At 68.4% G+C, this 25,143-nt stretch carries 22 protein-coding genes; 13 read left to right on the forward strand and 9 right to left on the reverse strand.

Annotated features, from left to right (window positions below; genetic code table 11):
- Window positions 1-6 precede the first annotated feature (6 nt).
- The 4 genes from M9917_RS07015 to M9917_RS07030 all read right to left on the reverse strand — a co-directional run bounded on the left by M9917_RS07015 (window position 7) and on the right by M9917_RS07030 (window position 4,762).
- Window positions 7-1,221, reverse strand: a complete 1,215-nt coding sequence (locus M9917_RS07015) for a dihydrolipoamide acetyltransferase family protein (RefSeq protein WP_297252168.1) — start codon at window positions 1,219-1,221, stop codon at window positions 7-9.
- On the reverse strand, window positions 1,221-2,237 hold the full coding sequence (locus M9917_RS07020) for an alpha-ketoacid dehydrogenase subunit beta (RefSeq protein WP_297252170.1): 1,017 nt from the start codon (window positions 2,235-2,237) through the stop codon (window positions 1,221-1,223). The genes M9917_RS07015 and M9917_RS07020 overlap by 1 nt, the downstream gene beginning before the upstream one ends.
- 4 nt (window positions 2,238-2,241) lie before the next feature.
- Entirely contained in the window at window positions 2,242-3,501 is a 1,260-nt protein-coding gene (locus M9917_RS07025) for a 3-methyl-2-oxobutanoate dehydrogenase (2-methylpropanoyl-transferring) subunit alpha (RefSeq protein ID WP_297252172.1), read from the reverse strand.
- A gap of 217 nt (window positions 3,502-3,718) precedes the next feature.
- Window positions 3,719-4,762: an LLM class flavin-dependent oxidoreductase gene (locus M9917_RS07030; protein ID WP_297254758.1), complete on the reverse strand. Its 1,044-nt coding sequence runs from the start codon at window positions 4,760-4,762 to the stop codon at window positions 3,719-3,721.
- A 237-nt stretch (window positions 4,763-4,999) separates the two neighbouring features.
- Here M9917_RS07030 and M9917_RS07035 point away from each other — a divergent pair, with 237 nt between their 5' ends.
- The 10 genes from M9917_RS07035 to M9917_RS07080 all read left to right on the forward strand — a co-directional run bounded on the left by M9917_RS07035 (window position 5,000) and on the right by M9917_RS07080 (window position 16,399).
- Window positions 5,000-5,467: an NAD(P)H-dependent oxidoreductase subunit E gene (locus tag M9917_RS07035; protein WP_297252174.1), complete on the forward strand. Its 468-nt coding sequence runs from the start codon at window positions 5,000-5,002 to the stop codon at window positions 5,465-5,467.
- A gap of 3 nt (window positions 5,468-5,470) precedes the next feature.
- Window positions 5,471-7,051: a formate dehydrogenase beta subunit gene (locus M9917_RS07040; RefSeq protein ID WP_297252176.1), complete on the forward strand. Its 1,581-nt coding sequence runs from the start codon at window positions 5,471-5,473 to the stop codon at window positions 7,049-7,051.
- A gap of 10 nt (window positions 7,052-7,061) precedes the next feature.
- On the forward strand, window positions 7,062-9,944 hold the full coding sequence (fdhF, locus tag M9917_RS07045) for a formate dehydrogenase subunit alpha (RefSeq protein WP_297252178.1): 2,883 nt from the start codon (window positions 7,062-7,064) through the stop codon (window positions 9,942-9,944).
- Window positions 9,931-10,761 (forward strand): formate dehydrogenase accessory sulfurtransferase FdhD, encoded by an 831-nt coding sequence (fdhD, locus tag M9917_RS07050; protein ID WP_297252180.1) that lies wholly within the window; start codon window positions 9,931-9,933, stop codon window positions 10,759-10,761. Before fdhF ends, fdhD begins: the two co-directional genes overlap by 14 nt.
- On the forward strand, window positions 10,758-11,030 hold the full coding sequence (locus M9917_RS07055; protein WP_465246337.1) for a formate dehydrogenase subunit delta: 273 nt from the start codon (window positions 10,758-10,760) through the stop codon (window positions 11,028-11,030). The genes fdhD and M9917_RS07055 overlap by 4 nt, the downstream gene beginning before the upstream one ends.
- A gap of 316 nt (window positions 11,031-11,346) precedes the next feature.
- On the forward strand, window positions 11,347-12,162 hold the full coding sequence (locus tag M9917_RS07060) for an alpha/beta fold hydrolase (RefSeq protein ID WP_297252182.1): 816 nt from the start codon (window positions 11,347-11,349) through the stop codon (window positions 12,160-12,162).
- A 135-nt stretch (window positions 12,163-12,297) separates the two neighbouring features.
- Complete coding sequence (locus tag M9917_RS07065) at window positions 12,298-12,690, forward strand: c-type cytochrome (protein WP_297252184.1); 393 nt, start codon at window positions 12,298-12,300, stop codon at window positions 12,688-12,690.
- A gap of 124 nt (window positions 12,691-12,814) precedes the next feature.
- Window positions 12,815-13,264, forward strand: a complete 450-nt coding sequence (locus M9917_RS07070) for an NUDIX hydrolase (protein WP_297252186.1) — start codon at window positions 12,815-12,817, stop codon at window positions 13,262-13,264.
- 116 nt (window positions 13,265-13,380) lie between these two features.
- On the forward strand, window positions 13,381-14,955 hold the full coding sequence (locus M9917_RS07075; RefSeq protein ID WP_297252188.1) for a Re/Si-specific NAD(P)(+) transhydrogenase subunit alpha: 1,575 nt from the start codon (window positions 13,381-13,383) through the stop codon (window positions 14,953-14,955).
- 10 nt (window positions 14,956-14,965) lie between these two features.
- A complete protein-coding gene (locus M9917_RS07080; protein WP_297252190.1) occupies window positions 14,966-16,399 on the forward strand; it encodes an NAD(P)(+) transhydrogenase (Re/Si-specific) subunit beta in 1,434 nt (477 codons plus the stop codon).
- 9 nt (window positions 16,400-16,408) lie between these two features.
- Here M9917_RS07080 and M9917_RS07085 read toward each other — a convergent pair whose 3' ends face one another.
- The 5 genes from M9917_RS07085 to M9917_RS07105 form a co-directional block, all read right to left on the reverse strand.
- Window positions 16,409-17,314: an NAD(P)-dependent oxidoreductase gene (locus M9917_RS07085; protein WP_297252192.1), complete on the reverse strand. Its 906-nt coding sequence runs from the start codon at window positions 17,312-17,314 to the stop codon at window positions 16,409-16,411.
- Between the two features lie 38 nt (window positions 17,315-17,352).
- Window positions 17,353-18,255 (reverse strand): carbohydrate ABC transporter permease, encoded by a 903-nt coding sequence (locus tag M9917_RS07090; protein WP_297252194.1) that lies wholly within the window; start codon window positions 18,253-18,255, stop codon window positions 17,353-17,355.
- Complete coding sequence (locus M9917_RS07095) at window positions 18,248-19,204, reverse strand: carbohydrate ABC transporter permease (protein WP_297252196.1); 957 nt, start codon at window positions 19,202-19,204, stop codon at window positions 18,248-18,250. The genes M9917_RS07090 and M9917_RS07095 overlap by 8 nt, the downstream gene beginning before the upstream one ends.
- A 69-nt stretch (window positions 19,205-19,273) precedes the next feature.
- Window positions 19,274-20,578 carry an ABC transporter substrate-binding protein gene (locus M9917_RS07100; RefSeq protein ID WP_297252198.1) on the reverse strand — a complete coding sequence of 435 codons (1,305 nt, stop codon included), beginning with the start codon at window positions 20,576-20,578 and terminating at the stop codon, window positions 19,274-19,276.
- Window positions 20,579-20,913: 335 nt separating this feature from the next.
- Window positions 20,914-21,966 (reverse strand): ABC transporter ATP-binding protein, encoded by a 1,053-nt coding sequence (locus M9917_RS07105; protein ID WP_297252200.1) that lies wholly within the window; start codon window positions 21,964-21,966, stop codon window positions 20,914-20,916.
- 245 nt (window positions 21,967-22,211) lie between these two features.
- Here M9917_RS07105 and M9917_RS07110 point away from each other — a divergent pair, with 245 nt between their 5' ends.
- From M9917_RS07110 to M9917_RS07120, 3 genes are all read left to right on the forward strand, one after another.
- Window positions 22,212-22,913 (forward strand): FadR/GntR family transcriptional regulator, encoded by a 702-nt coding sequence (locus M9917_RS07110; RefSeq protein WP_297252202.1) that lies wholly within the window; start codon window positions 22,212-22,214, stop codon window positions 22,911-22,913.
- Window positions 22,914-23,105: 192 nt separating this feature from the next.
- Window positions 23,106-24,077: a 2-hydroxyacid dehydrogenase gene (locus tag M9917_RS07115; RefSeq protein WP_297252204.1), complete on the forward strand. Its 972-nt coding sequence runs from the start codon at window positions 23,106-23,108 to the stop codon at window positions 24,075-24,077.
- 89 nt (window positions 24,078-24,166) lie between these two features.
- The gene (locus M9917_RS07120) at window positions 24,167-25,060 is read left to right on the forward strand and encodes a tellurite resistance TerB family protein (RefSeq protein WP_297252206.1); all 894 of its coding nucleotides are present in this window, start codon (window positions 24,167-24,169) and stop codon (window positions 25,058-25,060) included.
- Window positions 25,061-25,143: the final 83 nt, after the last annotated feature.

Here is a 25,143-nt window from a genome sequence, read left to right on the forward strand (position 1 = left end):
CGCGCCTCAGATGTCGACGAAGAGCGTGGCCGGGGTCTCCAGCAGCTCCTTCAGCCGCTGCACGAAGACGGCCGCGTCCCAGCCGTCGACGACGCGGTGGTCGAAGCTGGAGGAGAGGTTCATCATCTTGCGCGGCACGAAGCCGGCGCCGTCCCAGACCGGGCGCACAACGATCCGGTTGACGCCGACGATGGCGACCTCCGGATGGTTGATCACCGGCGTCGTGGCGATGCCGCCGAGCGCGCCGAGCGAGGTGATGGTGATGGTCGAGCCGGTCAGTTCGTCGCGCGTCGCGCTGCCGTCGCGGGCGCGCCCGGCGAGGCGGGAAAGCTCGATGGCGCAGGCCCTGAGATCGCGCGCCTCGGCATGCTTCACCACCGGCACGACGAGGCCGGAGGGGGTCTGCGTCGCGATGCCGATGTTGATCGCGGCGTGCTGGCGGATGATGCCGGCCTCGTCGTCATAGAGCGCGTTCAGGCCCGGCTGCTCAGCGAGCGCCTTGACCATGGCGCGCATCAGGAAGGGCAGGAGCGTCAGCTTCGGCCGCTCCGGCGCCGGCTTCTTGTTGAGGGCGGCGCGCAGATCCTCCAGCGCCGAGACGTCGATCTCCTCGACGATGGTGATGTGGGGGATGCGCGCCTTCGACAGCGCCATCTTCTCGGCGATGCGCCGGCGCAGGCCGACGACCTTGACCTCGGTGACGCCGGTCTTCTCGACGAGGCCGGGTCCCTCAGTGGCTTGCGGCCCGCGCAGCAGGAAGGCGTCGAGGTCGGCATGGCCGATCCGGCCGGCGGGGCCTGAGCCCCGGACCTGCCTGAGGTCGATGCCTGCCTCGCGCGCCTTCAGGCGCACGGCCGGCGAGGCGAGCGGCTTCTGCGCCGGCGCGCGTGGCACCTCCGGCCGGGCGGCGACGGCCGGCGCGGCGGGCGCCGGCTTCGCGACCGGCGTGTCCGGGGCGGGCTCTTCGGCCGCGGCGGCGCCCGCGACCTCAAGCTTCACCAGGGCCGAGCCGATCGCGACCTTGTCGCCGATTTCGGCACCGAGCCAGGTCACCTCGCCCTCGGCCGGGGAGGGGATCTCGACCGTCGCCTTGTCGGTCATCACGGCGGCGAGCGGGTCGTCCTCGCGGACGATGTCGCCGGGCTTGACGTGCCATTCGACCAGCTCCGCCTCGGCGATGCCCTCGCCGACATCGGGCAGCTTGATGATGCGCTCGGCCATCAGCGCGCCTCCACGATCTCGCGCAGCGCCTGCCCGAGGCGGGCGGGGCCGGGGAAATAGTCCCATTCCTGCGCATGCGGATAGGGCGTGTCCCAGCCGGTGACGCGCATCACCGGCGCCTCCAGATGGTAGAAGCAATGCTCCTGCACCAGCGCGGCCAATTCCCCGCCGAAACCCGAGGTCAGCGTCGCCTCGTGCAGGACGATGCAGCGGCCGGTCTTCTCGACCGAGGCGACGATGGCGTCGAGGTCGAGCGGGACGAGCGTGCGCAGGTCGATCACCTCGGCGTCGATGCCGGTGTCCTCCGCCGCCGCCAGCGCGACATGGACCATGGTGCCGTAGGCGAGGATGGTGACGGCTTGACCCTCGCGCCGCGTCGCGGCCTTGCCCAGCGGCACGGTGTAATGGCCGTCGGGCACCTCGGAGAGCGGATGCTTCGGCCAGGCCGTGACCGGCCGCTCGTGATGGCCGTCGAAGGGGCCGTTGTAGAGCCGCTTCGGCTCGAGGAAGATCACCGGGTCCGGGTCCTCGATCGCCGCGATCAGCAGGCCCTTGGCGTCGTAGGGGTTGGAGGGCACGACGGTCTTCAGCCCCGCGACATGGGTGAACAGCGCCTCCGGGCTCTGGCTGTGGGTCTGGCCGCCGAAGATGCCGCCGCCGGTCGGCATGCGGATCACCAGCGGGCAGGTGAAATCGCCGGCCGAGCGGTAGCGCAGCCGCGCGGCTTCGGAGACGATCTGGTCGTAGGCCGGATAGACATAGTCGGCGAACTGGATCTCGATGCAGGGTTTCAGCCCATAGGCGGCCATGCCGATGGCGGTGCCGACGATGCCGGATTCGCTGATCGGCGCGTCGAAGCAGCGCGAGACGCCGTATTTCTGCTGGAGCCCGTGGGTGCAGCGGAAGACGCCGCCGAAGAAGCCGACATCCTCGCCATAGACGACGACGGTCTCGTCGCGGCCCATGGCGACGTCCATGGCGGAGCGGATCGCCTCGATCATCGTCATGCGGGCCATCGCGTCACACTCCGATCTGCTGGCGCTGGCGGCGCAGATGCGGCGGCAATTCCGCATAGACGTCCTCGAAGATGTCGCGCGCCGAGGGCTTGCCGCCGGAATGCAGCGTGCCGAAGCGCTCCGCCTCCTTCTGCGCTGCGATGACGGTCGCGAGGATCTCGGCCTCGGCCTGCTTGTGGCGCTGCTGCGACCAGGCGCCGACCGCGATCAGATGCTGCTTCAGCCGCACGATCGGATCGCCCAGCGGCCAGTCGTCGGATTCGTGGCTGGGGCGGTAGGCGGAAGGGTCGTCGGAGGTGGAATGGGCGCCGGCGCGGTAGGTGACGTATTCGACGAGCGTGGGACCGAGATTGCGGCGCGCCCGCTCCACCGCCCATTGCCCGACCGCATAGACGGCGAGGTAATCGTTGCCGTCGACCCGCAGGGCCGGGATGCCGAAGCCCAGCCCCCTGGCCGCGAAGGTGCCCGAGCCGCCGCGCGCGATGCCCTGGAAGGTCGAGATCGCCCACTGGTTGTTGACGACGTTGAGGACGACCGGCGCCTTGTAGGTCGAGGCGAAGACCAGCGCGGCGTGGAAATCCGATTCCGCCGTCGAGCCGTCGCCGATCCAGGCGGCGGCGATGCGGGTGTCGCCCCGGATCGCCGAGGCCATCGCCCAGCCGACCGCCTGGACGAACTGCGTCGCGAGATTCCCCGAGATCGAGAAGAAGCCGTGCTCCTTCGAGGAATACATGATCGGCAATTGCCGGCCACGCAGCGGGTCGCGCGCGTTCGAATAGATCTGGCACATCATGTCGACGAGCGGGTAGTCGTGCGCGATCAGCAGCCCCGCCTGGCGGTAGGTCGGGAAATTCATGTCGCCGGGTTCCAGCGCGATGCGGAAGGCGCAAGCCACCGCCTCCTCGCCGGTGTGCTGCATGTAGAAGGAGGTCTTGCCCTGGCGCTGCGCCATCTGCATGCGCTGGTCGAAGGCGCGCAGCGTCATCATGTGGCGCAGGCCCCGGATCAGCGCCTCATGCGAGAGATCCGGCACCCAGGGGCCGACCGCCTCGCCCTCGCGGTTCAGCACGCGGATGATCGAATAGGCGAGGTCGCGGATGTCCCTCGGCTCGACATCGACCGGGGGGCGGGCGACGGAGCCCGCCTTCGGGATCACGACATCGGAGAAATCCGGCTTCTCGCCCGGGCGGGAAGCCGGCTCGGGGACGTGGAACCGCAAGGGCCGGGCCGCTGCCGGCGCGCCGCCGGCCTTGTCGCTGCTCATGAGCGCCTTCCTCCCTGACGCCCCAGCATTCCGCCTTCGCGCGCATCCCGCAAGCACAAGCTGCGCTTCGCCGGGATGGCGGGGCGTCGCTGCGTTGAGGCCTGAGCGATGTGGCCAATTGTCGGGTCGTTCCCAGCCGGCACTCCCCTTGTCATTCCGGGTTCGCGCCTTTAGGCGCGCCCCGGAATGACAGTCGTGGCGATCGAAGTCGCCGCAATCAAGGATCGACAGCGCCCAGCATCTCCCGCACCAGCGGGATCACCGTCTCGCCATAGAGCCTGATGCATTCCAGCATCCGCTCATGCGCCAGCGGGCCGGCGCTGTATTTGAGCTGGAAGCGCGAGACGCCGAGCCCCTTCACCGTCGCGGCGATCTTGCGCGCCACCGTCTCGGGCGAGCCGAGATAGAGCGAGCCATGCGCGACCTCGTGCTCGAACTCGTCGCGGCCCATCGGCGGCCAGCCGCGCTCGGCGCCGATGCGGTCGCGCATCTGCTTGTAGGGCGCGAAGAACTCCTCCTTCGCCCGATCGTCGCTCGCCGCGACATAGCCCGGCGAATGCACGCCGACCGGCTTCGGCGCCTTGGCCGTCTGCGCATAGGCGCGGCGGTAGAGATCGACGAAGGGCTTGAAGCGCAGCGGATCGCCGCCGATGACGGCGAGCATCAGCGGCAGGTCGTGGCGCACCGCGCGGACGACCGATTCCGGGCTGCCGCCGACGCCGATCCAGGTCTTGAGCGGGGCGCGCTCCAGCGGCGGATAGACGCGCTGGTCCTTGAGCGCCGGGCGGATCGAGCCCTGCCAGCTCACCTTGTCCTGCGGCAGCAGCGCGGCGAAGAGATCGAGCTTCTCCTCGAACAGCTTTTCGTAATCGCGCAGGTCGAAGCCGAAGAGCGGGAAGGATTCGGTGAAGGAGCCGCGCCCCAGAATCACCTCGGCGCGCCCGTTCGAGAGCGCGTCCACCGTCGCAAAGCGCTGGAAGACGCGGATCGGATCGTCCGAGCTCAGCACGGTGACGGAGGAGCCGAGCCTGATCCGCTGCGTGCGCGCGGCCATCGCCGCCAGCACCACCTCCGGCGCGGAGACGGCGAAATCGGCCCGGTGATGCTCGCCGACGCCGATGAAATCGATGCCGAGGCTGTCGGCCAGCTCCGCTTCCGCGACGAGGTTGCGGATCACCTGCGCATGCGGCAGCGACTTGCCGTCAGCCCCGTTGGTGACGTCGCCGAAGGTGTCGAGCCCGAATTCCAGTTCCTGCGCCATGATCGTCCCGAAAGCCGCGCTCGCGGCCTGTTGCCTGCCGGCCATCCCGGCTTCACGCAGTTAGGAGCCCGCTCGCGAGGCTACAATCGCCACGGCGTTGCCGCCGGCGCAAAGACGTCCTGGCGCGATTGCAATCCTGCGCGCCCGAGGCCGTCGGCACAAACGATTTGAATTCGTTCCAATCTTGCCGTCTTCTGCTCGCAGCATGCACCCGGCGAACCGGGTCGGGGAGGAGCGATGGCTGGATATTCCGCCTGGAACGAGGAGCACGCGCGTTCGATCGTCGCGGGGCTCACGCATCTGGAAGGCGCGACGCTGCCGATGCTGCACGCGCTTCAGGACGCTTTCGGCTATGTCGACCCGCAGGCCGTGCCGCTGATCGCCGAGGCGCTGAACCTCTCCCGCGCCGAGGTCCACGGCACGATCTCCTTCTATCACGATTTCAGGAGCGCCCCGCCGGCGGGCCGGGTCGTCAAGCTGTGCCGGGCGGAAGCCTGCCAGGCGCTGGGCTGCGAAAGCGTGGTCGAGGCGCTGGCGCGGGACCACGGCATCGCGGTCGATGGCCACGGCGACGCCGTCGTCGAAACGGTGTATTGTCTCGGCAACTGCGCGCTCGGGCCCTCGGCGCTGGTCGGAGACGCGTTGATCGGGCGCGTCGACGCGGCCCGCATCGCCGGGCTTTGCCGGCAGCAGGGAAGGGCGTGATCCATGAACGCCGCCCCGGTTCGCATCTTCGTTCCCATCGACGCCGCCGCGCTCTCGGTCGGCGCCGAAGCGGTGGCCGAGGCCATCGCCCGTGAGGCGGCGGCGCGCGGGGCCGCCGTCACGCTCGTCCGCAACGGCTCGCGCGGCATGCTCTGGCTGGAGCCGCTGGTCGAGGTCGAGACGGCGCAAGGGCGCATCGCCTACGGGCCGGTTGCGGCGCGGGACGTCGCCTCGCTGTTCGAGGCCGGCTTCATGGCCGGCGGCGCCCACGCGCTTCGCCTCGGCCTGACCGAAGATCTCGACTGGATGAAGCGCCAGCAGCGGCTGACTTTCGAGCGTGTCGGCGTCACCGATCCGCTCTCGATCGCCGATTACCGCGCCCATGGCGGCTTCAGGGGGCTGGAGAAGGCGCTCGGGCTGAGCGGCGGCGCGATCGTCGCGGCGGTGAAGGCCTCCGGCCTGCGCGGGCGCGGCGGGGCGGGCTTTCCGACCGGGATCAAATGGCAGACGGTGCACGACGCGCAAGCGGAGCAGAAATACATCGTCTGCAACGCCGACGAGGGCGACAGCGGCACCTTCGCCGACCGCATGCTGCTGGAGGGCGATCCCTATCTCGTGATCGAAGGCATGGCGATCGCGGCGCTCGCCGTCGGCGCGACGCGCGGCTACATCTATCTGCGCTCCGAATATCCGCATGCCCATCGCACGCTTCTGCGCGCCATCGAAAGGGCCGAGGCGGCCGGGCTGATCGGCGCCTCGGTGACGGGGTCCGGTCGCCCCTTCCATCTCGAGGTCAGGCTCGGGGCCGGCGCCTATATCTGCGGCGAGGAGACCTCGCTCCTGGAAAGCCTGGAAGGCAGGCGCGGCGTCGTCCGCGCCAAGCCGCCGCTGCCGGCGCTGCAGGGGCTGTTCGGCAAGCCGACCATCGTCAACAACGTGCTCTCCTTCGCCGCCGTGCCGTGGATCCTCGACCATGGAGCGCAGGCTTACGCCGATTACGGCTCGGGCCGCTCGCGCGGCACGCTGCCGGTGCAGCTCGCCGGCAACGTCAGGCGCGGCGGGCTGATCGAGCTCGCCTTCGGCGTCACGCTCCGCGAGATCGTCGAGGATCTGGGCGGCGGCACGCTGTCCGGGCGGCCGATCCGGGCCGTGCAGGTCGGCGGGCCGCTCGGGGCCTATCTCGGCGCAGGCCAGCTCGACGTGCCGATGGATTACGAGGCGCTCATCGCGATACAGGCCATGCTCGGCCATGGCGGCATCGTCGTCTTCGACGACACGGTCGACATGGCGAGGCAGGCGCGCTTCGCGCTTGCCTTCTGCGCCAAGGAAAGCTGCGGCAAATGCACGCCCTGCCGCATCGGCGCGGTGCGCGGCGTCGAGGTGATGGACAAGATCATCGCGGGCCGGGACCGCCCGCAGAACCTTGCCGTGCTGCGCGATCTCTCGAAGCTGATGAGCGACGCCTCGCTGTGCGCGCTCGGCGGGCTGACGCCGCTGCCGGTGATGAGCGCGCTCAACCATTTTCCCGAGGATTTCGACCGTCCTCCCAGTCCACTGCAAAAAATTGCGCTGGCGGCCGAGTGAGGAGGCCAGGATGAGCCTGATCAAGGAAATCGACTACGGCACGCCGATCCGCGTTTGCGAGAAGACTGTGACGCTGACCATCGACGGCCGGAGCGTCACCGTTCCCGCCGGAACCTCGGTGATGGCGGCGGCGGTGAGCATGGGCACGCAGATCCCGAAACTCTGCGCCACCGATTCGCTCGAAGCCTTCGGTTCCTGCCGGCTCTGCCTCGTCGAGATCGAGGGCAGGCGCGGCACGCCCGCTTCCTGCACGACACCGGCCGAGGACGGCATGATCGTGCACACCCAGTCGGACAATCTCGCCTCGCTGCGCAAGGGGGTGATGGAGCTCTACATCTCCGACCACCCGCTCGACTGCCTGACCTGCGCCGCCAACGGCGATTGCGAGTTGCAGGACATGGCCGGCGTGGTGGGCCTGCGCGAGGTCCGCTACGGACATGAGGGCGAGAACCATGTCTTCGCCAAGGGCGCAGACGGGCTCGCCAACCAGAACTGGCTGCCGAAGGACACCTCGAACCCCTATTTCACCTACGACCCGTCGAAATGCATCGTCTGCAATCGCTGCGTGCGTGCCTGCGAGGAGGTGCAGGGGACCTTCGCGCTGACGATCGTGGGCAGAGGCTTCGAATCCCGCGTCGCGGCGGGGGCGAGCGATTTCCTCGGCTCGGAATGCGTCTCCTGCGGCGCCTGCGTCCAGGCCTGCCCGACCGCGACGCTGATCGAGAACACGGTGATCGCGCAGGGCCAGCCCGAGCATTCGGTGATCACGACCTGCGCCTATTGCGGCGTCGGCTGCTCGTTCAAGGCCGAGATGCAGGGCGAGCGCGTCATCCGCATGGTGCCCTACAAGGCGGGCCAGGCGAACGAGGGCCATAGCTGCGTCAAGGGCCGCTTCGCCTGGGGCTACGCCACCCACAAGGATCGCATCACCAGGCCGATGGTCCGCGACAAGATCACCGATCCCTGGCGCGAGGTCTCCTGGGAGGAGGCGATCGGCAAGGCGGCTTCCGAGTTCAAGCGCATCCAGGCCAAATACGGCCGCGAATCGGTCGGCGCCGTCACCTCCTCGCGCTGCACCAACGAGGAGGTCTTCCTCGTGCAGAAGCTGGTGCGCGCCGCCTTCCGCAACAACAATGTCGATACCTGCGCCCGCGTCTGCCATTCGCCGACCGGCTATGGCCTCAAGACCACGCTCGGCACTTCCGCCGGCACGCAGGACTTCAGGTCGGTCGCCAAGGCCGAAATCATCCTGATCATCGGCGCCAACCCGACCGACGGCCACCCGGTCTTCGGCTCGCGGATGAAGAAGCGCATCCGCGAGGGCGCGAGGCTGATCGTCGCCGATCCGCGCCGGATCGACATGGTGAAGTCGCCCCATGTCGCGGCCGATTACCATCTGCAGCTCAAGCCCGGCACCAATGTCGCGCTCATCAACGCGCTCGGCCATGTCGTCGTCACCGAGGGGCTCGTCGACGAGGCCTATGTCCGGGAACGCTGCGACCTCGACGGCTTCGAGCAATGGGCGCGCTTCGTCGCCCGCGAGGAGAACGCGCCGGAGGAAAGCGAGCGCCATACCGGCGTGCCGGCGGCGGATGTGCGCGCCGCGGCGCGGCTCTACGCCACCGGCGGGAAGGCCGCGATCTATTACGGGCTCGGCGTCACCGAGCACAGCCAGGGCTCGACCGCGGTGATGGCGATGGCGAACCTCGCCATGGCGACCGGCAATATCGGGCGCGACGGCACCGGCATCAATCCGCTGCGCGGGCAGAACAACGTGCAGGGCTCCTGCGACATGGGCTCCTTCCCGCATGAGCTCTCAGGCTATCGCCACGTCTCCGACGACGCGACGCGGCAGGTCTTCGAGACGCTGTGGGGCGTGGCGCTCGATCCCGAGCAGGGCCTGCGCATCAACAACATGCTCGACGAGGCGGTCGATGGCACGTTCAAGGGGCTCTATGTCCAGGGCGAGGACATCGCCCAGTCCGACCCCAACACCCAGCACGTCACGGCCGGGCTGGCCGCGATGGAATGCGTCGTCATTCAGGACATCTTCCTGAACGAGACGGCGAAATACGCCCATGTCTTCCTGCCGGGCGCCTCCTTCCTGGAGAAGGACGGCACCTTCACCAATTCCGAGCGGCGCATCAACCGCGTGCGCAAGGTGATGGCGCCGCTCTCCGGCAAGGAGGAATGGCAGGTCACGATCGACCTCTCGCGGGCGCTGGGCTATCCGATGGCCTATGGCCATCCCGGCGAGATCATGGACGAGATCGCGCGGCTGACGCCGAGCTTCGCCGGCGTCAGCTACGACAAGCTCGACAGGCTCGGCTCGGTGCAATGGCCGTGCAACGACAAGGCGCCGGAAGGCACGCCGCTGATGCATGTCGAGCGCTTCGTGCGCGGCAAGGGCCAGTTCATGCTCACCGAATACGTGCCCACCGACGAGCGCACAGGCCCGCGCTTCCCGCTGCTGCTCACCACCGGCCGCATCCTCTCGCAGTACAATGTCGGGGCGCAGACGCGGCGCACCGAGAACGTCGCCTGGCACGACGAGGACGTGCTGGAGATCCACCCCTTCGATGCCGAGAACCGCGGCATCCGCGACGGCGATCTCGTCGCGCTGACGAGCCGCTCGGGCGAGATCGCGCTCAGGGCCGAGGTCTCGGAGCGGATGCAGCCGGGCGTGGTCTACACCACCTTCCACCACGCCAGGACCGGCGCCAACGTGATCACCACCGATTATTCCGACTGGGCGACGAACTGCCCGGAATACAAGGTGACCGCGGTCGAGGTCAGGCGCACCAACCATTATTCCGCCTGGCAGGAGAAGAATTCCGAGGAGGACGCCACCCTGCGCCGGATCGCGGAGCGCCTGCCCGATGCCGCGGAGTGATCCACCGGCCTCGGCTTCCGTCACGGCCGCGACGGTTCGCTTCGGCGCCGGGCCCGAGCCGGCGCAGGCTGTCGAGATCGCGGTCGAGACGCCGGTCAACATCGTCTACGGCAACATGCCCTATGCGGTGATGATGGCGAGCCCCTCGGACCTGGAGGATTTCGTCACCGGCTTCAGCCTGACCGAGGGCATCGTGCGGGGCGCCGACGAGATCCGCGCCATCGCCGTCGCGCCGCAGGCGGAAGGCGTCGTCGTCACGGTCGATCTGGCGCCCGGCCGCTTCCGCGCGCATCTGGCGCGGCGGCGCAACCTGTCGGGGCGCACCTCCTGCGGGCTCTGCGGCGTCGAGACCGTCGCGGAAATCCCGATGGCCGAGGCGGCGACGCGCGCGGTGCGGGCGGTCACGCCTTCGGCCATCGAAGCCGCGCTCGCCGGGCTTGGCCGGCACCAGCCGCTGAACCGGCTCACCCGCGCCGTCCACGCCGCCGCCTGGTGCGACATGAGGGGCACGATCCTCACGGTGCGCGAGGATGTCGGGCGCCATAACGCGCTCGACAAGCTGATCGGGGCCCGCATGCGGGCCGGGGCGGAGGCGGGCGACGGCTTCCTGCTCGTCACCAGCCGCGCCTCCTTCGAGATGGTCGAGAAGGCCGCGATCTTCGGCGCCGGCACGCTGGTCGCGATCTCGGCGCCGACCTCGCTCGCGATCGAGCGGGCGCGGCATCTTCGCCTGACGCTGGCGGCGGTGGCGCGCCACGACGGCTGCATCGTCTTCACCGGGGCGCTGGCGCCCGAGCCCGAGAGCATCAGCCGATGACGCAGACGACAGCACCGGCGAACGGCGCCGATCAGGAGGGGCACGCGGAGATGGTCGCCAAGCTCGGGCGCATGGCGGGCCAGATCGCCGATTTCTTCAAGCCCTATCCGGAGGCGGAGGCCGCAGCCGCGGTCGCCGACCATATCAACCAGTTCTGGACCGGGCGGATGCGCGCGACGTTCCTGTCAGCCTTCGCCGGCCGCCCCGAGGAGCTGCCGCCCCTGCTGCGCAGCGCCCTGCCGCGGATCCGGCCGGCGCGGGAGGATTGAGGAAGCGACCCGATCTTGACCGCGCAACCGCGCATATGTGAGGCTGCACAGGCCGTAGCGTCACCCAGAGACATGCGCCAGACGCGGACCAATTAGTCTTTGGTCTATTCAGTTTGCGTGTGGAACATTGCTCCCCCTCCGCGCAGACCATGGCGGGGGCGGCTGCGATGCGCCATCCTGTCATCAAACGATCCCACCGGCCGGATCAAGGCCGGGTGATCGGGGCGGGCGACCCAACGAGACAGGGAGTATGGGGCATGTGCGAGACCAGGCGCCGGCGGCGCGACATCCGACATCTCCATCCGCGAGGTGACGTATGACGGCAACCACGGGGATCACCGACTTCACGATCGAAACGCCGGACGGCGTGACGCTCCATGCCTTCAGGCAGGGCCACGGCCAGCCGCTCCTGCTCGTCAGCGGCCTGAGCGGCAGCGCCGCCTTCTGGAGCGAGATCGCCGCGACGCTCTCGCGCTCCTTCCAGGTCATCCGCTTCGACCAGCGCGGCATCGGCGCCAGCACGCGCGGCGAGACGCCGTGCTCGATCGACCTCCTGGCGCAGGACTGCCTTGCCGTCCTCGACGCCGCGGGCGTCGCGCGGGCCGTGGTGCTCGGCCACTCGACCGGCGGCTGCATCGCGCAGGCGATCGCCAAATGCGCGCCCGGCCGGCTCGACGGCCTGATCCTGAGCGCGAGCTGGCTGAAGCCCGGCCGCTATCTGGGCGCGCTCTTCGGCGCGCGGCGCGCGATCCTCGCGGCCGACCCTCAGGCTTATGCCGCGATCTCCGTGCTCAACGGCTACCAGCCGCGCTGGATCGAGGCGAACTGGCACATCTACGACGCCGCGCTCGAGGCGGCTCCGATGACCGAACAGGCGAGCGCGGTGGCGCGCGAGCGCCTCGACGCGCTGCTCGCCTTCGACGGCTCGGACGATATCGACGCGCTGGTGATGCCGGTCCTGGTCCTGGGCGCGCGCGACGACATGGTCGTGCCGGTCTACCATCAGGAAGCGCTCGCCGCGGCGCTGCCGGGCTGCCGCAAGGCGATCATGGAAAGCGGGGGGCATCTCTTCCCGGTCTCCCGGCCGGACGCCTTCACCGCCACCGTGGCGGAGTGGATCGGCGAACTCTGAGGTGTCGTTTCGGCATCGGGTTTCTCCGAAAGGTGGATTCCATTTTTCGGTCCGATGCTCCGGCCCGCGCGGCGAAATGGCTCATGCCTTCGCCGTGCTTCGGCGCTAGACTGGAATGCCTCCAAGTCGAAAGGCATGACCATGCGAGCCGTATCCTTGAGCCTCATCCTCCTGCTTCCCTTCCTCTCCCAGCCCGCCGCGGCGCAGGATGCCGCCGCGGGCGAGCGCGCCTTCGCCAAATGCCGGCCCTGCCACCAGGTCGGCGCGAATGCGCGCAACCTCGTCGGGCCCGAGCTCAACGGGCTGATGGGCCGCCATTCCGGCGCGGTCGCCGGCTACAGCTATTCGAACGCCAACAAGAATTCCGGCCTGACCTGGGACGAGGCGACCTTCGCCGACTACATCAAGGACCCCAAGGCCAAGATACCGGGCACCAAGATGATCTTCGCCGGCATCAAGAGCGAGAAGGAGATCAAGGACCTGACCGCCTATCTCAAGCAGTTCGACAAGGACGGCAACAAGCTCTGACGCCCGCGTCTCGCGGAACGCCCCTTCCATTTTCCCGAAGCAGTGCAATATTCGTTCTTTCCGGCGCCGATGCATGATTCGCGGCCGGGCGAACGGGCTGCCATGCGGGAGGCTTCCAGCGTCGATGAAGAAGGCCAAGCGGAAACCGGGGGAGAAGCGGTCGCAGATCGCCGCCATGCCGATCCGCCGCGCCGCCGACGGATCGACCGAGATCCTGCTCGTGACCTCGCGCACGACGCGCCGCTGGATCGTGCCCAAGGGCTGGCCGATGAAGGGCCTCAAGGACAGCGCCGCCGCTGCGCGCGAAGCCTATGAGGAGGCCGGCGTCATCGGTCGCGTCAGCGAGAAGCCGGCCGGGCGCTACACCTATTGGAAGCGGATGGACGACCATTTCACCCTGTGCGAGGTGAAGCTCTATCTGCTCGAGGTGGAGCAGCAGCTCGACAGCTGGGCCGAGCAGCACCAGCGCGAGCTGCATTGGTTCAAGCTGGCGGATGCCGCCGACATCGTCGACGAACCGGAACTGAGCACCGCGCTGCGCAAGCTGGACACGCAATTCTCGCTCGCAGCCTGAGGTTGGCGGCCGGGACGGCTTGCTCAATCGCGGGTCATGAGGCATGTGCGAAGCGCGCGGGCTGGCGGATCGCTCCAGGCGGCCGGCGCATTCGTCGGGGTCGAGGGAGAACGCGCGTGAAGATCGGATCACCCAGGGAAGTCTTTGCCGGCGAGGCGCGCGTGGCGATGACGCCGGAGAGCGCGTTGCAGCTCCAGAAACTCGGCTATGACTGCCTCGTCGAGACGGGTGCGGGCGTGGCGGCCGGCTTCACGGACGAGGCCTATCGCGCGGCGGGCGTCACCGTGGTCGCGACGGCGGCCGCGCTCTGGGACGAGGCCGATGTGATCGCCAAGGTGCGCCCGCCCGAGACGGCGGAAGCCGAGCGCCTGAAGGCCGGCAAGACGCTGATCTCGTTCTTCTACCCGGGTCAGAACAAGGAGTTGCTCGAACTCTGCAAGGACAAGGGCGCCGCCGTCATCGCCATGGACATGGTGCCGCGCATCTCGCGCGCCCAGAAGATGGACGCGCTGTCCTCGATGGCCAATATCGCCGGCTATCGCGCCGTGATCGAGGCCGGCAACAATTTCGGCCGCTTCTTCACCGGCCAGATCACGGCCGCCGGCAAGGTGCCGCCGGCCAAGGTTCTGGTGGTGGGCGCCGGCGTCGCGGGGCTTGCCGCGATCGGCACCGCGACCTCGCTCGGCGCCGTGACCTATGCCTTCGACGTGCGCCCCGAGGTCTCCGAGCAGATCGAGTCGATGGGGGCGCAGTTCGTCTTCCTCGATTTCAAGGGCCAGCAGCAGGACGGCGCCGCGACCGGCGGCTATGCCGCCCCGTCGAGCCCCGAGTTCAGGGAGGCGCAGCTCAAGAAGTTCCGGGAGCTCGCTCCCGAAATGGACATCGTCATCACCACCGCGCTGATCCCCGGCCGCGACGCGCCCGTGCTGTGGACCAAGGACATGGTCGAGGCGATGAAGCCGGGCTCGGTCATCGTCGACCTCGCCGCCGAGCGCGGCGGCAATTGCGAGCTGACCAAGGCCGACCAGAAGGTCGTCACGGCGAACGGGGTGATCATCGTCGGTTATACCGACTTCCCGAGCCGGATGGCGGCCCAGTCCTCGACGCTCTACGCCACCAACATCCGCCACATGATGACGGATCTGACGCCGGGCAAGGACGGCAAGCCCGTCCACAACATGGAGGACGACGTCATCCGCGGCGCGACGGTGACCTATGAGGGCGCGATCACCTTCCCGCCGCCGCCGCCGAAGGTCGCCGCGATCGCGGCGCAGAAGCCGAAGGAAAAGGCGAAGGAACCGACCCCGGCGGAGAAGCGGGCGCAGGAGGCGGCCGCCTTCAGGGCGCAGACGCGCTCGCAGCTCCTGCTGCTCGGCATCGGCACGGTCCTGATGCTGATCGTCGGCGCCTATGCGCCGGCAAGCTTCATGAGCCATTTCATCGTCTTCGCGCTGGCCTGCTTCGTCGGCTTCCAGGTGATCTGGAACGTGTCGCACTCGCTGCACACGCCGCTGATGGCCGTCACCAACGCGATCTCCGGCATCATCGTGCTGGGGGCGCTGCTGCAGATCGGATCGTCCGGCTGGCTCGTCACCTTCCTGGCGATGATCTCGGTCCTGATCGCGTCGATCAACATCGTCGGCGGCTTCCTGGTCACGCGCCGGATGCTCGCCATGTTCCAGAAGTCGTGAGGGCCCCGACGTGAGCATCGGCATCGTTTCAGCGGCCTATATCTCCGCCGCCATCCTGTTCATCCTCTCGCTCGGCGGCCTCTCGAACCAGGAAAGCGCCAAGCGCGCGGTCTGGTACGGCATCGTCGGCATGGCGCTCGCCGTCTTCGCCACGGTCTTCGGGCCGGGCTCGGGCAAGCTCTGGCTCGTCCTCGTCATGTTCGCCATCGCGGCCGCTATCGGCTGGCAGGTGGCGATGAAGGTGCAGATGACGGAGATGCCGCAGCTCGTCGCGGCGCTGCATTCCTTCGTCGGCCTCGCCGCCGTGCTGATCGGCTTCAACGCGCATCTGGAGCTTGGCGCCGTGCAGGCGCTCGATCCGGCCGCGCGCGAGGCGCTGACGGGCTTCGCCGGCGTGCTGGCGCACAAGAGCGGGGTCGAGATCTCGATCCTCAAGGTCGAGGTCTTCCTCGGCGTCTTCATCGGCGCGGTCACCTTCACCGGCTCGGTCATCGCCTTCGGCAAGCTCGCCGGCAAGGTCGACGGCAAGGCGAAGAAGCTGCCCGGCGGCCACATGCTGAACGCGGGCGCCGCCGCGCTCTCGCTCTTGCTGCTCGTCCTCTATGCGCAAGGGGCGGGCATCTGGGCGCTGATCCTGATGACGCTCTTCGCCCTGTTCATCGGCTACCATTTGATCATGGGCATCGGCGGTGCCGACATGCCGGTCGTGGTCTCGATGCTGAACAGTTATTCGGGCTGGGCGGCCGCCGCGATCGGCTTCACGCTCGGCAACGACCTCCTGATCGTCGTCGGCGCGCTGGTCGGGTCGTCCGGCGCGATCCTCAGCTATATCATGTGCAAGGCGATGAACCGCTCCTTCGTCTCGGTCATCCTCGGCGGCTTCGGCAACACCACCGGCCCCGCCCAGGCGATCGAGGGCGAGCAGATCGCGATCGACGTCGAGGGCGTCGCGGCGGCGCTGAACGAGGCCGACAGCGTCATCATCGTGCCGGGCTATGGCATGGCGGTGGCGCAGGCGCAGCAGTCGGTGTCCGAGCTGACCCGCAAGCTGCGCGCGGCGGGCAAGGAGGTGCGCTTCGCGATCCATCCGGTCGCCGGGCGCCTGCCGGGGCACATGAACGTACTGCTCGCCGAGGCGAAGGTGCCCTACGACATCGTGCTCGAGATGGACGAGATCAACGAGGACTTCCCGAACACGGATGTCGCGATCGTCATCGGCTCGAACGACATCGTCAATCCGGCGGCGCAGGAGGATCCCAACTCCCCGATCGCCGGCATGCCGGTGCTCGAGGTCTGGAAGGCCAAGCAGGTCTTCGTCTCCAAGCGCGGCCAGGGCACCGGCTATTCCGGCATCGAGAACCCGCTCTTCTACAAGGAGAACACGCGGATGTTCTACGGCGACGCCAAGGCTTCGCTCGACAAGCTCCTGCCCCAGATCGGGTGAGCGGGAGCCTCAGGCGTCGTTCGCAGGCTTGGCGTTGAGCGCCCGGTAGGCCCGGACCACCTGCGAATCGTCGCGCCCGCCATGGCCGAGGCCGGAGGCGGCGAGGAACATCTGATGCGCCGCCGCCGCCAGCGGCAGCGCCGTCTTCGCCGCCCGCCCGGCATCGAGCACGATGCCGAGGTCCTTGACGAAGATGTCGACGGCGCTCGCCACCTCGGAATCCGGTTCGTGCATGCGCGGGCCGCGATCCCTCAGCATCCAGGACGAGGCGGCCGAGCCGCCCATGATCTCGAACAGCAGCCGGCCGTCGATGCCGGCCTTTTCGGCGAGCGACAGCGCCTCGGCCGCGACCGCGATATGGACGCCGCAGAGCAGCTGGTTGACGGTCTTCACCGTCGCGCCCTGTCCGGGCTTCTCGCCGACATGGAAGACCTTGTCGCCGAGCGCGTCGAGCACCGGCTTCGCCCGCGCGAAGCTTGCGGCCGGCGCGCCGACCATGATGGTGAGTGTCGCGTTGCGGGCGCCGTTGACGCCGCCGGAGACCGGCGCGTCGATGAAATGCCGGCCGGTCTTCGTCACCTCGGCGCCGATCGCCTCGGCCTCGCCCGGCGGGCAGGTCGCCATCAGGATGACGGTGGCGTCCGGCTCGAGCGCTTCCAGCGCCCCGGCCTCGAACAGCACGGAGCGCGCCTGCGCCGCGTTGACGACCATCAGCAGCAGCATATCGGCGCCGGCGGCGGCTTCCTTCGCGCTCGCGGCGGCATGGCCGCCGGCAGCGGCGAGCGCCTCGCGCGCGGCCTCCCGCCTGTCGAAGCCGATGACGCGGAACTGCTTGCGGACGAGGTTTTCGGCCATCGGCGCGCCCATGGCGCCGAGCCCGACGAAGGCGATGGTGGAGATTGATCGAGCGGTCATGCGGGCAGACACTCTTCAGGAACGAAAGCGGGTGCGGATCACTCCTTCACCGCGCCCGTCAGCGAAGCAACATAATAGTCGACGAAGAAGGAATAGAGGATCGCCACGGGGATCGAGCCGAGCAGCGCGCCGGCCATCAGCGAGCCCCAGTGATAGACGTCGCCCTCGACGAGCTGGGTCAGGACCGCGACCGGCACCGTCTTCTTCTCCGAGGACTGGATGAAGGCGAGCGCATAGATGAACTCGTTCCAGGACAGGGTGAAGGCGAAGATGCCGGCGGAGATCAGCCCCGGCATGGCGAGCGGCAGGGTGATCCGCCACAGCGTCTGCAGCCGCGTCGCGCCGTCGATCATTGCGCATTCCTCGAGCTCGTAGGGGATCGACTTGAAATAGCCGATCAGGAGCCAGGTGCAGAACGGGATCAGGAAGGTCGGATAGGTCAGGATCAGGGCGAGCGGAGAATCGAACAGCCCGAACTGGAAGATCAGCGTCGCCAGCGGGATGAACAGGATCGAGGGCGGCACCAGATAGGCGAGGTAGATCGCCAGCCCCACATATTGCGAGCCCTTGAACCTCAGCCGCTGGATCGCATAGGCCGCGAGCACGCTGGAAAACAGCGACAGCGCCGTCGCCACCGCCGCCACCATCATCGTGGTCCACAGCCACTGCGGGTAGTCGGTCTGGAACAGGAGCTTGTGGATGTTCTCCAGCGTCGGCGACTTCACCCAGAACGGGTTGTTGTTCTTGTAGTCGAGCAGTTCCCCGTTCGGTTTGATCGCCGTGATCGCCATCCAGTAGAACGGAAACAGCAGCACGATGAGGAAGAGCGACAGCGGCAGATAGAGCGTGATGAAGCGTCGCGGGCCGGAGGACCAGTCGATGACGCCGTCGCGCTCCTGGTCGGTGAGTTGCGGGCGTGAGCCGAGGGATTGATCAGTCATTGTCTTCCCCCTGCTGCCATTTGCGCCGGGCGAGGCCGAAATAGCTGAACAGCGTCGCCAGCACGAGGAAGGGGATCATCGCGACCGCGATCGCCGCGCCCTCGCCGAGCTGGCCGCCGGGAATGCCGCGCTGGAAGGCGAGCGTCGCCATCAGATGGGTGGCGTTGACCGGCCCGCCGCGGGTGATGGCGTAGACGAGCTGGAAATCGGTGAAGGTGAACAGGACCGAGAAGGTCAGCACCACCGCCAGGATCGGCATCAGCATCGGCAGCGTGACATGGCGGAAGCGCTGCCAGGCGTTCGCCCCGTCGAGCATCGCCGCCTCGTAGAGCGAGGGCGAGATCGTCTGCAGGCCGGCGAGCAGGCTGATCGCGACGAAGGGGATGCCGCGCCAGATATTGGCGGCGATCAGCGACCAGCGCGCCGGCCAGGGCTGGCCGAGGAAGTCGATATAGCTGTCGCGCCAGCCGAGCACGTCGACCAGCACATAGGAGATGATCGAGAACTGCGGATCATAGATCCACCAGAAGGCGATGGCCGAGAGCACCGTCGGCACGATCCAGGGGATCAGGATGATCGCCCTCAGCAGCGACTTGAACGGCAGATGGTTGTTGAGCAGCAGAGCCAGCCACAGGCCGAGCGCGAATTTGCCGACCGTCGCAGCGCCGGTATAGAGCAGCGTGTTGCCGACCGTGGTGATGAAGACCCGGTCATGCCAGAGCGAAACGAAATTCTCGAAGCCGATGAACTGGCCGGTGCGGCCGATGCGCGTATCGGTGAAGGCGAGCCAGATCCCTAGGCCCAGCGGATAGCTGAGGAAGACCAGGAGGAAGGCGGCGGCCGGCAGAAGGCACAGGAAGATCAGGAACGGCTTGTAGTCGAACAGTTCCACGAGCCGGCTCTGCCGCCGGCCGGTGACGGTTCGCGATTCCGTGGCGGCTGAGGCCATGGCGCCCTCGCGTTCGGCCCGGCGTCCCGGCCGCCGCGCGCTTTGCGACGGCGGCCGGGCCAGCGCCGGTCAGGTCCGGTAATAGCGCTTGGCGCGGCGTTCGGCCTCGGCGGCGGCCTCCTCCGGCGTCGCCTGGCCGGAGCAGACGGAGGCTACCATCTGGACGACGACATATTCGGCGTTGACCGTGCCGGCGGCCTCGTTGATCGAGCCCTTGTAGCCGCTCCAGAGCGCGCGCTCCCAGGTGTCGCGATAGATCTGGATCTTGGGATTGCCCTGCCAGACCGAGCTCTCCTTGAAGGCCATCAGCGGCTGGGTCCAGTAGCCGTAGCAGCCGACCAGCCATTTGTCGTACTGCTCCTTCTCCATCATGAAGCGCAGATATTCCTTCGCCGCATTCGGGAACTTGGTGTGCTTGAACGCCATGGCGTTGATCACCAGCGCCGGTTCCGACGGGCGCCCGAGCGGGCCGACCGGCATGGTGGCGTGGTTCAAATCCTTGCCGATCGCGGCGATCTTCTCGTCGGTCGAGTTGCTGATCGAGAAGTAGAGCGAGACACCGTTCTGCGTGACCGAGATTTCGCCGGCGGTCAGCGCCTTGTTGTTGCTGATGTCGAGCCAGGAGAGCGTGCCGGGGATGAAGGTTTCGTAGAGCGCCTTGGCGTATTTCAGCGCCTCGATCGTCTCCTTCGAGTTGATCGTGACCTTGTTGTTCTCGTCGACCATGTGGCCGCCATGGGTCCAGACCAGCCAGTTGCAGAAGGCGTTGCCGTCGCCGACGGCGTTGCCGAGCGCGAAGCCCGCCGGATGGCCCTGCTCCTTGAGCTTGCGGCAGAGCCTGAGGAAGCCGTCGAGGTCCTTCGGGAAGGTATCGAAGCCGGCTTCCTTGACATGGGATTCGCGATAGACCGCCGGCGCGCCGGAGGCGCCCATCGGGATCGAGACCCATTGCTCGGTCTTGTCCTTCTTGCCGTATTTCTGGGCGATCGGGTACCAGCCGCCATATTTCTTGCCGAGCTCCTCGGCGATGTCGGTCAGGTCGATCAGCTTGTCGGAGAAGATGTGCGGATCGTCGGCCCAGCCGACGACGACGTCGGGGCCTGCGCCGGTATTGGCCGTCACCGCCGTCTGCGGGCGCAGATCCTCCCAGCCGGCATAGTCGACGCGCACCGGCACGCCCGTCGCCTTGGTGAAGGCGGCGGTGTTCTCGTCGAAGATGCGCTGGTCGGGCTCGACGAACTTGGTCGGGCGCAGCACGCGCAAGGTGGCGCCCTGCTCGATCTTGGCCTGGGCGATGGCGGGGGCGAGCGGCAGCGTCGCGCCCGCTGCCAGTCCCGCGCCGCCGATCAGCACGTCACGTCTTGAAATGCTCATGGAAACCGTCTCCTCCGTTGGCGCGGCGGCGGCCTGCATGGGCCATCCGTCCTGCAGGGTGAGTGGGCGTCGACAGCCGTCATCCGCCCCCCGTTTGCGAAGGTGGCGAATGTCCTGGAGCCGAATCCGGCCAGGGCCGCACCGGCCCGGCCGGGAAACCGCTTCCAAGCTCTGGATTTTAAAAAACCTGCCGTCGGCCGGATCGCGCTGCAACCGGCCGGCGCCTGCCCTCAATCGCCGCGCGTCCTGACGGACCCAAAGTGGCGATCCAAGATTTTGTTCCGGCATCGGATCTGTCCGAAAAGCGGATTCCCGCCTTTCGTATCCGATGCCCCCTAGAGTCGCTTGCCGGTTGCGGCGTCGAACAGGTGCGTCACGCTGGTGTCGGGCGTGATGGCGATGGTCTCGCCGGGCCTGGCCGAGATGCGCTCGCGGAAGATGCAGGTCAGGTCCTGTCCGCCGCAGCGGACAACCACCTGCGTCTCCGAGCCCATCGGCTCGACCACCGCGACCTCGGCCTTCAGCCCGTCGGGATCGAGATGGATATGCTCGGGCCGGATGCCCAGCACCGCGGCCTGCCCGTCGGAGCCGATCGGGTGCCGGCCGATCGGCCAGACCACGCCGCCTTCCGTCTCGAAGCCCTTGCCGGTGATCCTGCCCTTGAGCAGGTTCATCGAGGGCGAGCCGATGAAGGCCGCCACGAACAGGTTCGCCGGGTTGTCGTAGAGATCGAGCGGGGCGCCCATCTGCTCGACGATGCCGTCATGCATCACCACGATCTTGTCGGCCATGGTCATCGCCTCGATCTGGTCGTGCGTGACATAGACCGTGGTGGTCTTCAGGCGCTGGTGCAGCTCCTTGATCTCGGTGCGCATCTGGACGCGCAGCTTGGCGTCGAGATTGGAGAGCGGCTCGTCGAACAGGAAGACCTGCGGATCGCGCACGATCGCCCGGCCCATCGCGACGCGCTGGCGCTGGCCGCCGGAGAGCTGGCGCGGATAGCGCTCGAGCAGGTTGGAGAGCCCGAGGATCTGGGCCGCCTTGTTGACGCGCTCGTCGATCTCGGCCTTGGGCGCCTTCCTCAGCTTCATCGAGAAGGCCATGTTGTCGGCCACCGTCATATGCGGATAGAGCGCATAGTTCTGGAACACCATGGCGATGTCGCGCTCCTTGGGCGGAACGTCGTTGACCACCTTCGGGCCGATGCGGATCTCCCCGCCCGAGATGTTCTCCAGACCCGCGATCATCCTGAGCAGCGTCGACTTCCCGCAGCCCGAAGGACCGACCAGGATCACGAACTCCCCGTCGTCGATCGCGATGTCGACCCCGTGGATGACCTGCGTCGACCCGTAGGCCTTGCGGACGTCGGCTATCTGGACTGAGGCCATGCCATCTTCCCTGCTTTTCCGTTCCCCGGCCGCTCCGCCCGTCCCTGCAGGTGGTTGGCGGCCCTATCGGTTTCTCGCGACCGATCGTTGAAAGCGGGTTCGATTCCCCGCTTCAGCGATTGTGTCCGCTTCTCTGCCCAGGATAAAGTCATACGATAGGAGCAGGCCTGTCAAGCGCCTGCCGCAGCCCTGCCGGCACCGTCAATCCGCGCCCGCCGGGGGTGTCCGAGGGAGAGTGACCGGCAATGCGCGTGCGCGACTTCTCGCGGCCGACGACGCTCAATCCGGACCGGCTTTTCGGCCAGGTCGCCCAGAAGCTCGCCGTCGCGATCATCACCGGCCGCGTCAGGGCCGGCGAGGTCCTGCCGAACGAGGAGGCCCTGCGCTCGGAGATCTCGGTGTCGCGCACGGCCTATCACGAGGCGGTCAAGATCCTCACCGCCAAGGGGCTGGTCGAGGCGCGCCCGAAGAGCGGTACCCGCGCTGCCCCGCGCGAGCGCTGGAACCTGCTCGACCCCGATGTCCTGTCCTGGCATTTCGAGGCCGATCCCAACGAGAAATTCATCCGCGATCTGTTCGAGTTGCGCCGCTTCGTCGAGCCCAGCGCCGCGCGCCTGGCCGCCCAGCGCCGGACCGCGGCCGACATCGCCCGGATCGAGGCGGCCTATCGCGGCATGGTCGCCGGCCGGCCCTATGCGGAGGCGACGATCCGGGCCGACCTCGCCTTCCACGAGGCGATCTTCGCCGCCCCGCCCAGAACGCGGCGCTGCATTGCCTCGCCAGCGCGGTCATCGCCACCCTGCAATGGTCGCTGCTGCTCAAGACGGGCGACGAGGCGGCCTATGTCGAGGCCCTGCCCGACCATGAGCATGTCCTCATCGCCATCATCGACCGCGACGGCGATCTCGCCTCGGCCCGCATGGCCGCCCTCGTCATCGACAGCCTGAACACCACGCTCGCCTCGCTCGGAACGGCCGCCGCGGAGGCCGGAAAAACAGCCAAGATAAAGCATACTAAATGAGCGCCGCGCTTTCCTTCGCCGCGCGTCATCGGCTATCGCTCATCCGGCGGCATCATGCCGCTCAGGCGGGCCGCGCCGAGACGGCGATCTTCCCCACCACGGACGGACAGCCCCGAGAATGACAGCCACCGACAAGCCCGAGATCGTCCAGACCGGCCCGCTGATCGCCTATGCGGCCGACCAGCTCAGGGCGCGCTTCACCGTGCACGAACTGTGGAAGGCGACGGACCGCGCCGCCCTGCTCGCCGCGGTCGCGGAGCGGGTGCGCGGCGTCGCGGTCGCCGGCCACATCCGGATCGACGGGGCGCTGTTCGACGCGCTGCCCCGGCTCGAGATCCTCTCCGGCTTCGGCGTCGGCTACGACAATGTCGATGCCGCCGAGGCCGGCCGGCGCGGGCTCGTCGTCACCAACACGCCCGACGTGCTGACCGAGGAGGTCGCCGATCTCACCATCGGCCTGCTCCTCGCCACCGTGCGCCAGCTCCCGCAGGCAGACCGCCATCTGCGCGCGGGCCGATGGCTGAACGGGCCCTATCCGCTGACGAGCTCGCTGCGCCGGCGCTCGGTCGGCATCGTCGGCCTCGGCCGCATCGGCAAGGCCGTGGCGCGGCGGCTCGAAGCCTTCGGCCTGCCTATCGCCTATCACGGCCGCTCGCGCCAGGGCGACGTGCCCCATCGCTACTATCCTTCCCTCCTCGACATGGCCGCCGATGTCGACACGCTGATCTCGGTCGCGCCGGGCGGCGCCGCGACCCGTCATCTCATCGATGCCGCGGTGCTGAAGGCGCTCGGGCCCGACGGCGTCCTGATCAATGTCGGCCGCGGCAGCGTCGTCGACCAAGCGGCGCTGATCGCGGCGCTCAGGGACAAAACCATCCTCTCCGCCGGCCTCGACGTCTTCGAGGACGAGCCGCGCGTCCCGGCGGAGCTCATCGCCATCGAGCAGGCCGTGCTGTTGCCCCATATCGGCTCGGCCTCGGTCCATACCCGCCAGGCGATGGGCCAGCTCGTGGTCGACAACCTGGTTTCGTGGTTCGAGGGCAGGGGGCCGCTGACGCCGGTGTCGGAGACGCCGTGGAACAAAGCCTGACCCGCGGCGCTTTCGCCTTGACCGCGCCGTCTTCGTCAGGCTGATCCGGAGCGATCGCGCGGCATCGCCGCCGCCAACGGGAGAAACAGATGTTCAACGCCAAATCGCTGCTCGACGCCCTGATCAACGCCGGCAGCCAGGCGGGCGCGCAAGGCGCGCAGCAGGGCGGTCTCGGCGGCATGCTGGGCGGGCTCGCCGATCAGGTCCAGCGTTCCGGCGGGCTTAGTGGGCTTGGCGGGCTGGCGGGGCAGATCCTGACCCAGGCGACGCAGGGGCTCGGCGACGCGGCGCGCCAGACCGGCGTGGAGCAGGGCGCCGGCGAGGCGCTCGGTCGGATCACCGGCGGCAAGACGCCGGGCGATCTCCTCGAGCAGGCCAAGGGCGCCTTCGCCAGCAACCCGGCGCTGGCGACGGCGGTGCTCGGCGGCCTCGGCGCGCTCGTCTTCGGCACCGGCACCGGCCGTGCCGTCGCGGGCTCCGCCGCCAGGCTCGGCGGCCTCGCCCTGATCGGCGGCCTCGCCTACAAGGCCTACCAGAACTACCAGGCCGGCAAGCCGCTTCTCGACGCCCGCCAGCAGGAGGTGCTGCCGGCGCCGGCCGGAACCGGCTTCGAGCCGCAGGCCGCGAGCGAGGACACGGCGCTCGTCTTCATCCGCGCCATGATCGCCGCCGCCGCCGCCGATGGCGAGATCGACGCCGAGGAGCGCAGCACCATCCTCGGGGGCCTGAAGGAAGCCGGCCTCGAGCGGGAGGCCCATGACTGGCTGGCGCGGGAAATGGCGAAGCCGGCCTCGATCGAGGCGCTGGCGGACGCCGCCGAAAGCCCCGAGCTCGCCGCGCAGATCTATACGGCCGCGCGCATCGCCATCAACCCGGACAGGCCCGCCGAGAAGGATTTCCTGGCGGGGCTTGCCGGCTCGCTCGGCCTCGATGCCGAGCTCGTCGCCAATATCGACGCCGCCGCCGGCGCCGCCAAGGTCTGAAGGCGCGGGATCGCTTCTGATCCCGTGTCATTCCGGGTTCCTCGCTGACGCGAAGCCCCGGAATGACAGGGGTATGGTCAAAA

Source organism: Bosea sp. (in: a-proteobacteria) (assembly GCF_023953965.1).
Taxonomy (GTDB): domain Bacteria; phylum Pseudomonadota; class Alphaproteobacteria; order Rhizobiales; family Beijerinckiaceae; genus Allobosea.